This is a genomic window from Falsihalocynthiibacter sp. S25ZX9, from assembly GCF_041205405.1.
Classification (GTDB): Bacteria; Pseudomonadota; Alphaproteobacteria; order Rhodobacterales; family Rhodobacteraceae; genus Falsihalocynthiibacter; species Falsihalocynthiibacter arcticus.
Map to the genome: position 1 here is coordinate 213,222 of NZ_JBGFCD010000002.1, position 11,915 is coordinate 225,136.

An 11,915-nucleotide genomic window follows, 5' to 3' on the forward strand; every position below is an offset into this window, starting at 1 on the left:
GTTTACTGGGTTGTAAGAAGCCGCGCACGATATTAAGTTCCGCAAAGTAACCACAACGATCAAAGGATCAAAGCCATAGCTCGCAAGCCACATAACGCCCCGCCGCAACGCGACACGGGCCCTCGTATCAACGATAAAATCCGCGCAACAGAAATCCGTCTTATTGGCGCTGATGGTGAGAACGGCGGCGTTGTTACGCCTGCACGTGCCATGGTCATGGCCGAAGAAGCCGGCCTAGATCTGGTGGAAATCTCGCCAAACGCGATCCCTCCGGTTTGCAAGATCATGGATTTTGGCAAGTTCAAATACGAGACGCAAAAGCGCGAGAACGAAGCGCGCAAAAAGCAAAAAATCATTGAGATTAAAGAGGTTAAGTTCCGTCCGAACACGGATATTAATGACTATAATGTCAAGATGCGTAACGTTTACAAATTCTTGGAAAACGGCGACAAAGTAAAAATCAGCCTACGGTTCCGGGGGCGCGAAATGGCGCACCAAAACTTGGGGCGTCAGCTTTTGGAACGTGTTGCAGATGATACCAAAGAACAAGGTAAAGTCGAGAGCATGCCAAAAATGGAAGGCCGCCAAATGATCATGATGATCGGCCCCCTCCCGAAGTAAGTCACCAAAAATTCACCAAAGGGCCTCCGTTTTCGGGGGCCTTTTTGTTGGAATCAGTAGGCAAAGAAAAAGGCCCCCGAAATTCGAGGGCCTTCTCCTAACGTCAAAATGTGCTTACATCTGGGAAGACGTGCACGAATGGCGTTAGAACTGGGTGCTAAGACCTACAACAACAGCGTTGTTGCGATTTTCGATACCCGACACACCATTCAGTGTGGAGCTGTCAAAGGCACGCGTGTGCCGAACTTCGCCGAATACGCCGATCGTTTCGCTCACGTCATAGCTGATGCCCAGCGCCGCACGACCACCAAGACCGGAGTCCTCGTCGCCTGCGGAGGCGGTTTCAACCCAACCGAGACCAAGAGCGCCATAAGCTTTGAGCGGGCCACTGTTGACGAAGCTATAGCGCGCTATAGCCATAGCGGCGGTTGATTGGAGATCTTCACCGGACGTTTTATAATCCGCGTTGGTGCGGCTCAAATCGAAACCCAATTCGAGGGCATCCATCCCGCCGAGACCTGAGTAATAAAGGCCACCACCATATGTCGTGCCGGAGTCGACTTTTTCATCTGCGCCTCCAACTGCGAGGTCGCCCTCGAAGGTTCCCCCTCCGTAAACTTCAGCAGACCAATCTTGGGCTGCGGCTTGGGTGGCGGTTACACTTGCGATGCAAAGAGCTGAAATAACTGCGATACGCATTGTGGACTTCTCCTAATAACAATCTGTTCATTGAAGGCGGTTTTGCCTCTGCTACCGAAATAAGGCTTGAGTGTTTCTTTACAAGACGAGGTAAAGTTTCTGTGTTCAAAAATCGGCAATATCTGGCGCATATCCTTGAAATGGGGCTAAAATCCGCCGATATTCCCATGCAAAACCTGCCTCTCCCCGCTGTGATCATTCCCTCGAAGGCTATTGATAAAATGGAAGATATCAAAAAAAACGCCCCGAGGTTTCCCTCAGGGCGCGTTCTATTCTCATCGCGGCGAAGTTACGCCATGTCTACCACTGCGCGGCTTGCTAAAACCTTGATCAAATGGGCGCGGTATTCTGCGCTGCCATGCATGTCGCCGATCATCCCCTCTGCTGGGTGGGAAAGCCCTTCTAAAGCTGCTGCCGAGAAATCGGCCGACAGGGCCGCTTCTGCTTCGCGCCACCGAAAAACGCCCTCCTCGGCCGCGCCGGTTACCGCGACGCGCACCCCGTCGGCATATTTCGCGACAAAGACACCGACCAGCGCAAAGCGCGAGGCTGGTTGCACGAATTTTTGATAGCTCGCCCCTTCTGGGATTGGAAAGCTCACGGCAACAACGATTTCGCCGTCATCCAAGGCGGTCTCAAACATCCCTTGAAAATAGTCATCCGCCTGAATTTCGCGCGCATTCGTCGTGATCGTCGCGCCCGATGCCAACGCCGCAGCGGGGTAACAGGCGGAAGGGTCGTTGTTGGCGAGGCTGCCGCCAAGGGTACCGCGATTGCGCACAGCTGGATCGCCGATCCCCCCCGCGAGAGCCGCGAGCGTTGGATAGGCCATTGCGCCGATGGCAACATCGTCATGGGTAACCCCACCGCCGATTAAAATCGTACCTTCGGAAACCGATATCCCCTGCATTTCGGCAATTCCCGAAAGGCTCACGAGGACTTCCGGCGCAGCGAGACGCTGTTTGAGGGTCGGGATCAGAGTTTGACCACCGCCCAGCGCCTGTGCAACCTCGTTTTTGAGCGCTTCTACGGCCTGTGCGACCGTGGTTGGCCGCTCGATTTCAAATGCATACATCGTTCTCTCCTATTCCCGTCCTACTGTTGTGCGACAGGCGTGGCCTGCAGTGCGGCCCAAAACGCGCCAAGGCGACAGTGTCATACCCATTTAGGTTACATTCTTAGCGCTCTGTTGCAAAGCAGCGATCCAATTGCCCTCGCCCCCGTCGCCCTTTACACCTAAAGGCTTCGGAACTAGCTGGCTGCTGCCGCCTGAATCGCTTTCACAATATTATGGTAACCGGTGCAGCGGCAAATATTTCCCTCCAAATAGTCGCGAATTTCTGTCTCGCTTGGATCTGGATTTCGTTTAAGGAGGGCTGCGGTCGACATCACCATGCCCGGAGTGCAAAATCCGCATTGAAGGCCATGGTGTGTTTGGAAGGCTGCTTGAATTTTGCTCAAGCTGCCATCGGGGTTGGCCATCCCTTCAATCGTGGTAACCTCTTTGCCTTCGGCTTCGGCGGCGAACATCGTGCAGGACTTCACGACCTTACCATCGACATGCACGACACACGTGCCGCATTGGCTGGTGTCACATCCAATATGTGTCCCCGTAAGGCCCAAATTGTCGCGCAAATAATGCGACAACAACAAGCGTCCCTCGACCTCTGCTTCCGCTGGCTTGCCGTTCACCGACATGCTGACTTTCACCATGGGTTCATTCCTCCGTTTCATATTTTATCTAGGTTAATCATGCTCCCTCCGTGCTGAAAACACAAACATGCGGGTAAACACAAAAAAACGCCAATCCTCGCCTAAATTTTAAGGTCCCTTGGATGGGGGCGGGTTGCAATTTCTTTCAGAAGCCCCCCAACACCCATATGTGAAATATCTTGCTGCGTGACCGCAACCCCACAGAGAAGCCGCTCCATCACCCAATCCGCGCCATTAAGGGCGGGTGAGCGGGCACAACCAGGAAGGCCAATCACGGGTTTCCCGTCAAGGGTGCCAAAAAACAGCAGATTCCCTGGATCGACCGGCATTCCGAAAACGTCTACCTCCCCCCCCGCGGCAATCAAGCTTGCGGGGACCGTGTCGCGTATATCGGAGGTGGCTGAGGCTGTGAGAATGAGGATAAAGTCCCCACGGGCCTGTGTGATCGCGGCGCTTAAGTCTGCGATTTCATGGGGGACAATCGCATCGCGCACGAGCGACACGCCCAGCGCGGCAAGCCGTGTTTTTGTGGCTTCGAACCCTTTGTCGGTTTCCTCGTCCTGAAGGGAAGTCTGGATAAATCGCGCGGTTTGGTATTTGGGGCGATGTAGCATCAACGCTCCCCGCGCCGCATAACAGGCCGCGTCCACATCAGCTTCACGTACCCCATAGGCAATGATCTTGACCGTCGCGACCATCCCGCGCTCAATCATCCGTGCATAAGGCGCAACGGTGGCAACCGTCACCATCGGGTTGATCGCATTCAGCGCATGGATTGCCGCAACATTAATTTCCGCAACCCCTGCCCCCGCAGCAAGCACATTCACCCGCCCCGTCGCAGAACGCGTCACATGGAGGCCGCTCCCCTCTGGAACCAACGCCGCCGCAATCCGCCGCGCGGCCTCGTTCTCCTCAATGTCACCCGCTTCCAATTGCGCCACAACAACAGACGTGCGCCCAATATCCTCTAGGGCCGCGATATCCTTGGCCTCAAGCACATGCCCCTTGCGCAAACGCCCCTTCGGTAGCGGATGCGAATGCGCAAGGATCGCGCCCTCAGCCTCCCCTATAGGAACCTCGCCAAACTTCATGCGCCGCGCCGTAACACACGGGTCACTTCCCCCATGATAGCAATCGCAATCTCCGCAGGTGATTTTGCCCCGATATCTAGTCCAACGGGCGCGTGAATACGTGCGATATCCTCGGCGCTAAATCCCGCCGCTTCAAGGCGTGTCACCCGCTTGGCATGGGTGCGTGTGGACCCAAGCGAACCGATATAAAACGCCTGTGATGCAAGGGCAGTGGTTATGGCGGGGTCATCTATTTTGGGATCATGCGACAGGGTGATGACGGCCGTACGCGTATCAATCCCCCATGCGGTCAGCGCCTCATCGGGCCATGCTTCGCTTTCGACTTTATCGTCGGGAAACCGCTCTTGAGTGGCAAAGGCCGCGCGCGGGTCGATCACATAGGGATCATACCCAGCGGCGCGCGCCATTCCCACCAAGGGTTGCGCAATATGAACCGCGCCGACAATCGCCATGCGTAGGGGCGGGTTGTGCAGACCAATAAACGTTTGCCCATCTTCCTCAAATCCCGACCTATCCGCCCGAAACCTTGCTTCATGGGTGTTATACTGGGCAAGGGATACATTCCCCTCCTCGGTATTGACCACATAGGCCACAGGCTCCCGTGCCGCACGTTTGGCAACTAAGGCCTCCAAGATATCTAAAGGCAGCGCGCTCCCTACAGGCTCTACCATCACCCGTATACGCCCTCCACAGGCCAGACCAACCGCGAAGGCCTCGTCATCGGACACACCAAACTCCAAGATCCGGCGTTTGCCATCCTCAAGGGCATCAAGCGCCTCCGTAACAACGGCCCCCTCAACACAGCCCCCAGACACAGACCCCGCAAGTCCCGCCTCTCCCGATATGGCAAGCTGGCTTCCCACAGGGCGCGGCGCAGAGCCCCATGTCTCGACCACAGTGGCCAAGGCGGCCCCAATACCTGCGCGGTGCCACGCCAAGGCTACTTCGGGAATATCGTTATATCCGGTTGTCATCCTATTTACGTTCCTCACCTCTTTGGATGAAGTCTATCAAATCCCCCCACGTCCACAATCGGTTTCGCCCCAATTGGGCCAACACACAGCCCGCTCGCCTCTGCCTCCTACCGACCAAAGACCGCGCGCTTTCTAAAACTGACCGCTGCCTTTTAAGGAATGATGTCCACAAGCCACCCAGTTTTGGGAATCGTCAGTGACGAAAATTCAGGATGGAACTCCCCTAATTTCTGCGATAACCCTTGGGGATGAGCAATGATAGACTGACCCTCCCCGCTGGCTGGGAAGCCCCTGTAAACCCCAAAGCGCTTGAAAAAGAGCTCCTCGCTGAATTGACTTCTGATCACCTGTTATATGGTCATACAGCCCGCGCCATCGCGCAGAGCAGTGAAAGCGACGAAGCGGTTTTCATGTTTACCGGCGCGACCGAGTTTATGGCGATTGTGGCCCTCACATGGGAAGAAGCCCCGATCAAAGACCAACCGGAATTTGAAAAAATCAGCGGCATTTCCGAGCTTGAAGGCTTTTTCGACTAGCCACCCTGTGGTTCGTTTTGGGTGCGAGGCCTTTTGGGGCTTCACGCGTTTTTTCACCCAGTAAATGCGCCGACGTATGCACATCAGAAAGAATTCGTTGGAATTGCGCTGATTGCACTTCCTGAAATGCTGGGCTACCGATGGGCAACTGATATTTTTGCAAGAGGCCCGCTATGCAACATCTCACTGGAAAAAACGCCCCCGATCTTGGTAAATTTGATTGGGAGGATGCATTTCGTCTGAACGATCAACTCACCGAAGAAGAGCAAATGTTGCGCGACGGCGCACGTGATTTTGCTCAGGATAAGCTGCAGCCACGCATCATCAAAGCCTACCGCGAAGAAACCACAGACCCTGAAATCTTTGCCGAAATGGGCGCAGCAGGCCTGTTGGGCGCAACGATTCCCGAGGATTTGGGTGGTTTGGGCGCGGGCTATGTCTCCTACGGGTTGATCGCGCGTGAAGTCGAGCGGGTAGATTCGGGCTATCGCTCGATGATGTCCGTGCAAAGCAGCCTCGTGATGTACCCCATCCATGCTTACGGCTCGCCCGAACAACACCAAAAATACCTCCCCGGCCTTGCGGCTGGGACGTTGATTGGTTGTTTTGGCCTGACGGAACCCGACGCTGGCTCCGATCCCGGCGGTATGAAAACCCGCGCCGAGAAAATCGATGGCGGCTATCGCCTCACCGGTAATAAAATGTGGATTTCGAACAGCCCCATCGCGGACGTGTTTGTTATCTGGGCCAAATCCGATGCCCACGAGGGTAAAATTCGCGGGTTCATCCTTGAGAAAGGCATGAAAGGCCTCTCAGCTCCCAAAATCGCTGGCAAGCTTTCCTTGCGTGCTTCTATCACTGGGGAAATCGTCATGCAGGGCGTCGAAGTCGGCGAAGATGCACTCCTACCAAACGTACAAGGCCTCAAAGGTCCGTTTGGCTGTTTGAACCGCGCGCGTTACGGCATCAGCTGGGGTGTTTTGGGCGCTGCCGAATTCTGCTGGCATGCGGCGCGGCAATACGGCCTTGATCGTCACCAGTTCAACCGCCCCCTCGCCCAGACCCAATTGTTCCAAAAGAAACTGGCCGATATGCAGACCGAGATCACCCTTGGCCTGCAAGGCTCACTCCAAGTAGGCCGTTTGATGGATGCTGCCAATGCCGCGCCTGAGATGATCTCGATGATGAAGCGCAACAATTGCGGCAAAGCCCTCGATATCGCCCGCATGAGTCGCGATATGCACGGCGGCAACGGTATTTCCGAGGAATTCCAAGTCATGCGCCATATGGTTAACCTTGAAACCGTCAACACCTATGAGGGCACCCACGACGTGCACGCACTCATCCTTGGGCGAGCACAAACTGGTCTTCAAGCGTTCTTTTGAGGAATTGAGATTGGCGGGGCATGATCTGTCCCGCCGTTCATAAATCCGTGACCAAGACCCTATTGCCCCTTTAGGCTTGCGCGCCCTTCCTGCTAGGCTTGGATTATGAAAATTACCGCCATCCTCACTGTTCGCGACGAAGGCGCCTTCCTTTTGGAATGGCTCGCCCATCACCGCGCCATTGGTTTCACAGACTTCCTCGTGTTTTCCAACGATTGTACGGATGGCACCGATGCCATGCTTGATCGCCTCCAAGAATTAGGCCACCTGACGCATATTCCCAATCCTGGCCCCTATGACGAAGGGGGAATACAATGGACCGCGCTTAAACAGGCCGACAAACACCCCCTCACTCAGAACGCCGATTGGCTCATGTGCCTCGATATCGACGAGTTTGTGAATATTCACGTGGGCGACGGCACGCTCAAGGCTCTGATGGACGCCGTCCCCGATGCCACCGCCTTTGCCCTAACGTGGCGCTTGTTTGGCAACGCCGATGTGGATGCCTTTGTGGATGCGCCTGTTACCGAGCAATTTCAACAAGCCGCCCCCGCCGTTCTGTATTGGCCTTGGCGGGCGTCAATGTTCAAAACACTGTTTAAAAACGACGGAATCTATTCGAAAATTGGCGTTCACCGCCCCCGTAGCCCCGACAAATCCCGTCTTGATGAGGCGCGATGGTTCGACACGCGCGGCAAGGAAATTCTCGACCCGCCGATCAAAACCCGTCGACTGTTTAATCAATTCGGCCGCGACAATTATCTGCTGGCCCAACTCAACCACTATGCCCTAGGTGCGCGCCAAAGCTATGTGCTCAAACGTGCGCGCGGTCGGGTAAATCGTGGCGAAAAACTGATGGGAATGGACTATTGGGTCGAGCGTAACTTCAACCAAACGCATGACGATAGTATTTTGCGCCACCGTGGCCTGTCCGCGCCCCTCTTGGCACAACTTCACGCGGACCCCGTGTTGCACGACCTTCATCAAAGGGCTGCCGACTGGCGCGACTCCACTTTCATCCGGTTGATCCTAGAAGACGAATCGCGGGCTTTGTACGGACGCCTCCTTCTCACGCCTCCAACCGAACCCCTTGCCAAGAAAAAGGCACAGGAGTTACTAAGAATTGGACGACGAGCGCAGTTATCCGTCAAAATTCAGCCTTTGGATGAAAAATAAAGGCCCACACACTTAAAAACCTCACGCTTCCTTCCAAATTTTGCCCGATTCATTGACCATAATGTAACCAACAGGTGGAATAAGGGCTCATATATTGGGCAACGAGTACAAAGGGATAAGAATGTCGCAGAATGCCACTCATAATCTGGATACCGAGGCGCAAGCTTGGCTCGACAGGCTCGACCCTATTGGCGAGGAGCGTGGCTATTTTGAACCCATCGGCAAACAGCATTCTGCAATCTTAACGGACGAAGGTCCCGATTTGATTGTCACGTTTGAAAGTATAAGCGGCATCCGCACCCACGACCCCGAGGCACAGCCCTTAGGCTTTGAAATGGTTGCCAAAAACGGCTATTCTAACCTGTGTATTCTGGCGCATGGCGACACTTGGTTTCGCGACGCTTCCCTCTACGGGTATTTTGACCGACTGGTGGACGACGGTTTCTTTGAAGACTTCGATAACGTTGTTTTTTATGGTGCCAACATGGGCGGCTATGGCGCTGTGGCCTATTCTGTCGCCGCACCGGGCGCGACGGTCATCGCCCTGCAACCACAAGCCACCCTCGACCCCGCCGTCACAGGATGGGACACGCGCTTCAAAGGGCAGCGTCGTAAATGTTTTACCGATCGCTATGGATTTGGCCCAGATATGATCGAAGGTGCTGACCGCGCCTTTATCATTTTTGATCCCGAAGAAGAATTCGACGCCATGCATGCTTCGCTATTCACCCGTGCAAATACCACAATGGTGAAATGTCCGAATTTGGGCCCCCGAATTGAAGATAGCCTGCGGACGATGGAGATTCTCCAAGATCTGATCGAAACTGCGCTAACGGGGGATATGATGGCGGCCGACTTCTTTGAACTCTATCGGGCCCGCCGCGACAACGGCCAATACCTGCGCAATTTACTCACCCGCCTTGAGGATGATGGCCGTGTTGTCTTGATCGAAGCGCTGTGCAAAAACGTGATTGAGCGAACTGGGGGCGGGCCGCGTTTTCGTCGTCGTCTCAAAGAAATCCAAACGCACAAATCCTCGCAGGACGCTCCCAAAGCGGACAATGAAACGGTTTAGGAACAACACCTTAAAGCCCACCCTCCCGTGTTATGAAGGCGACGATCTCGGCGACCCCGATATTTGATTTCAACGATGCCATCACGAAGGGACGGGTTTGTCGCGCGTTGGCGGCGTCACTTTCGAGCAAAGCCAAATCCACGTCGACATAGGGTGCTAAATCCACTTTGTTAATAATAAGAAGATCACTGCGCGTTAAGCCCGGGCCCTTTTTACGAGGAATATCTTGCCCCGCAGCGGTGTCGATTACATAGAGGGTCAAATCCGCCAGTTCAGGCGAAAACGTGGCTGCCAAATTATCCCCCCCGCTTTCGATGAAAATCACATCAAGATCGGGAAAGGCTGCGTTCAAATCGGCAATAGCCGCCAGATTGATGCTCGCATCTTCGCGAATGGCCGTATGGGGGCACCCCCCTGTTTCCACTCCCCGAATCCGCGCTTCCGGAAGGACTTGCGCCCGCACGAGGGCGTCCGCATCTTCGCGTGTATAAATATCGTTGGTGATGACAGCCACCGAATAGCTCTGTGCCAAGGCGCGGCACAACTGTTCAGTGAGAGTCGTTTTCCCTGCCCCAACGGGCCCGCCAATACCAACGCGAAGCGGTCCATTTTTAGAGGCCATGACGTGCATTTCTCCCAGTTTTGTTAACCATTTCGAGCGCCTTCAGAGACGCATAAAGGTAGGCTTTGTGTCTCATGTCTTAAATATCCTGACGTCCTGTGTTTCGTGCTGCATGGCGGCAATATCCGCGCCAAATGCGGCGCTCGCCATATCCGAAAAAGTCTGTGTCGCGGCCTGTGCGGCAACTTCCAAGATAACAGGGTGTAAGGCCGCGAGAGCTTTTTGCCCGTCGGTTTGCCCCAAAGGAATAAACCGAACCCCCACAGACACCAAATTCGAAGCAAAGGCATGTAAATAAAGGCTCACAACCTCTTGTGGTGCAAGCGTCAACCCGCGCGCGGCCACGCCCACTGCCACGGGAAAAGGTGCGTGTTGGGCCTGCGCTCCGCTCATACCATTCACCGTTTCAACAAAGGCGCGCCCCTGCGCTTCGCTCTCATGCAAGCGCTCTTTACTCGCGGCAAGCGCCCGTGCGGTATCGGCCATATCTTCACCTGAAATACTCTGACACAGCAAAATCGCATCCACATGCCCTGTGCCAAAACGCAGGATGTCCGCGATCCAATCGGTTAACGTTTGGCGGTCTGACACGGCGCCGTTTTCCACAACGGTTTCAAGCCCATGCGAATAAGCAAAACTCCCAAGTGGAAATGCAGGCGAGAGCCATTGTGTGAGCGTAAGGAGATCAGGATTCATGTGGTTTCAATGCTCATCCGCATGATCCGCGGGGCCGTGGCTGTGTCCAAAGGTGCGACCATGCCCATAAGCGCCACCCTCCGGCGTAAAGGGCAGCGTGAGGGGGACAACCTCTGCGCCTAGATGCGTAAGCATTTGCGCAAATACATGATCATGAAGGATAATCAGGCGATCATTTTCTATCTGACACGGCGTGTGACGATTACCTATGTGCCAAGCCAAGCGCGGCAGATTGGGGCCAGAGATCACCAAAACCGCTTCAGGCGCCGCAACGATTTGCACATGGCGACCGTCTGATAAAGCCAGCGCACCACCGTGCTCTAGGTTTGTGACTTTTTCAAGATCCAGAAGAACCACAAGGCCGTCGCAAAGTTTAAGCCGCTTGCGGCGCAAAAGGCGGTCTTCATACGCGAGGGAAACCTGAGCACAGGCCGCCTGTCCGCTCGCCAAAAGATGCCCAAAATCATGGGCATTCAGAACTGTATTGCAGGTCAGCACCGCCACAGCAGGCGCGCTCATTCCTGCACCTCAGAAGGTGTTAGAGGCCCATTTTGTCGGCAAAGACGTGCCGTACAATATCGTCGCGATCCAGACCGATGTCCGCCAATTGACGATCGCTCATGTTTTGAAAACGTTCGACTTGGTCCGACCGTGAATTTGATTCGATCAGGGCTGTGAAAAACGCGGAAAATCCGTTGGATACGGAAGCCCAGATTGATTTCTTTTGGGCAAGTAATTCGGTTGATGCGTAGGCCATTTTGTCTCTCCACTTTGGGGGAATAAATATATGTATCTCTCCCTCCAATATGGGCAGCATGCTGCGATGCAGCAATAGACAAATGGGAAAAGCGGCCATGCAGTGAACGCATACCCACCCCTGTTAACCCTATTTTTACTGAATTTATTTGCATTTTTTTAACCACCCTTGGTCCAATCTCTTGGTATAGCTGCAGGAGAATCCCATGCTCAATCTACATCCCTCTGCCGACCGTTTGGCTGCCATTCGGTCCCGCATTTCCGCTCTTAAAGAGGAGGAAGCGCGCCTTCGCATTACTTTCCTTGAAAAGGGCGATTATGGCCTTCACCCAGGACTTACGTGCAACGTGATTGTTGAGCGTGAAGAAGCCCGCGAATTTGACCCAAGCCGCCTTCCGATTGAAGTCCGCCTTGACCCTCGATATTGGACGACGCGCTTTCGCACACAGATCAACATTCAAGAAAAGTCTAGTTCTTGCGAATGGCAAAACGACGACGTGATCGACCTTGTCGAACAGGGCGGCGTCTTTTGTTAACTTAGGACGCCGCACTGCCTGCCCCGTCGACTTAT

Annotated in this window: 15 protein-coding genes; 6 read left to right on the plus strand and 9 right to left on the minus strand. The window is 54.5% G+C overall.

Annotation, left to right across the window (positions count from 1 at the left end; genetic code table 11):
- The first annotated feature begins 75 nt into the window (after positions 1-75).
- The gene (gene infC, locus AB9F29_RS03130; protein ID WP_082802370.1) at positions 76-621 is read left to right on the plus strand and encodes a translation initiation factor IF-3; all 546 of its coding nucleotides are present in this window, start codon (positions 76-78) and stop codon (positions 619-621) included.
- A gap of 144 nt (positions 622-765) precedes the next feature.
- Here the strand turns inward: infC and AB9F29_RS03135 are convergent, their stop codons facing one another.
- The 5 genes from AB9F29_RS03135 to AB9F29_RS03155 all read right to left on the minus strand — a co-directional run bounded on the left by AB9F29_RS03135 (position 766) and on the right by AB9F29_RS03155 (position 5,098).
- The gene (locus tag AB9F29_RS03135) at positions 766-1,320 is read right to left on the minus strand and encodes an outer membrane beta-barrel protein (protein WP_369754552.1); all 555 of its coding nucleotides are present in this window, start codon (positions 1,318-1,320) and stop codon (positions 766-768) included.
- Positions 1,321-1,609: 289 nt separating this feature from the next.
- A complete protein-coding gene (locus tag AB9F29_RS03140; RefSeq protein WP_335585491.1) occupies positions 1,610-2,395 on the minus strand; it encodes a xanthine dehydrogenase family protein subunit M in 786 nt (261 codons plus the stop codon).
- A 176-nt stretch (positions 2,396-2,571) separates the two neighbouring features.
- A complete protein-coding gene (locus tag AB9F29_RS03145) occupies positions 2,572-3,033 on the minus strand; it encodes a (2Fe-2S)-binding protein (protein WP_335585492.1) in 462 nt (153 codons plus the stop codon).
- Between the two features lie 101 nt (positions 3,034-3,134).
- Complete coding sequence (locus AB9F29_RS03150) at positions 3,135-4,124, minus strand: molybdopterin-binding protein (protein ID WP_369754553.1); 990 nt, start codon at positions 4,122-4,124, stop codon at positions 3,135-3,137.
- Entirely contained in the window at positions 4,121-5,098 is a 978-nt protein-coding gene (locus AB9F29_RS03155; protein WP_369754554.1) for an XdhC family protein, read from the minus strand. Before AB9F29_RS03155 ends, AB9F29_RS03150 begins: the two co-directional genes overlap by 4 nt.
- 248 nt (positions 5,099-5,346) lie before the next feature.
- Between AB9F29_RS03155 and AB9F29_RS03160 the strand changes: the two genes are divergently transcribed.
- From AB9F29_RS03160 to AB9F29_RS03175, 4 genes are all read left to right on the plus strand, one after another.
- Positions 5,347-5,634 carry a hypothetical protein gene (locus AB9F29_RS03160; RefSeq protein ID WP_369754555.1) on the plus strand — a complete coding sequence of 96 codons (288 nt, stop codon included), beginning with the start codon at positions 5,347-5,349 and terminating at the stop codon, positions 5,632-5,634.
- Between the two features lie 173 nt (positions 5,635-5,807).
- Complete coding sequence (locus tag AB9F29_RS03165; protein WP_335585496.1) at positions 5,808-7,019, plus strand: acyl-CoA dehydrogenase; 1,212 nt, start codon at positions 5,808-5,810, stop codon at positions 7,017-7,019.
- Between the two features lie 105 nt (positions 7,020-7,124).
- On the plus strand, positions 7,125-8,195 hold the full coding sequence (locus AB9F29_RS03170) for a glycosyltransferase family 2 protein (protein ID WP_369754556.1): 1,071 nt from the start codon (positions 7,125-7,127) through the stop codon (positions 8,193-8,195).
- A gap of 121 nt (positions 8,196-8,316) precedes the next feature.
- Positions 8,317-9,270: a phosphoadenosine phosphosulfate reductase gene (locus AB9F29_RS03175; protein WP_369754557.1), complete on the plus strand. Its 954-nt coding sequence runs from the start codon at positions 8,317-8,319 to the stop codon at positions 9,268-9,270.
- A gap of 10 nt (positions 9,271-9,280) precedes the next feature.
- On the opposite strand, the gene ureG is transcribed toward AB9F29_RS03175, so the two are convergent.
- The 4 genes from ureG to AB9F29_RS03195 form a co-directional block, all read right to left on the minus strand.
- Positions 9,281-9,892 carry an urease accessory protein UreG gene (gene ureG / locus AB9F29_RS03180; protein WP_369754558.1) on the minus strand — a complete coding sequence of 204 codons (612 nt, stop codon included), beginning with the start codon at positions 9,890-9,892 and terminating at the stop codon, positions 9,281-9,283.
- 72 nt (positions 9,893-9,964) lie between these two features.
- Complete coding sequence (locus AB9F29_RS03185) at positions 9,965-10,588, minus strand: urease accessory protein UreF (protein ID WP_369754559.1); 624 nt, start codon at positions 10,586-10,588, stop codon at positions 9,965-9,967.
- Positions 10,589-10,594: 6 nt separating this feature from the next.
- The gene (locus AB9F29_RS03190) at positions 10,595-11,107 is read right to left on the minus strand and encodes an urease accessory protein UreE (protein ID WP_369754560.1); all 513 of its coding nucleotides are present in this window, start codon (positions 11,105-11,107) and stop codon (positions 10,595-10,597) included.
- A 19-nt stretch (positions 11,108-11,126) separates the two neighbouring features.
- Positions 11,127-11,345 carry a DUF1127 domain-containing protein gene (locus tag AB9F29_RS03195; RefSeq protein ID WP_369754561.1) on the minus strand — a complete coding sequence of 73 codons (219 nt, stop codon included), beginning with the start codon at positions 11,343-11,345 and terminating at the stop codon, positions 11,127-11,129.
- A 205-nt stretch (positions 11,346-11,550) separates the two neighbouring features.
- Between AB9F29_RS03195 and AB9F29_RS03200 the strand changes: the two genes are divergently transcribed.
- On the plus strand, positions 11,551-11,880 hold the full coding sequence (locus AB9F29_RS03200) for a hypothetical protein (protein ID WP_335585503.1): 330 nt from the start codon (positions 11,551-11,553) through the stop codon (positions 11,878-11,880).
- Positions 11,881-11,915: the final 35 nt, after the last annotated feature.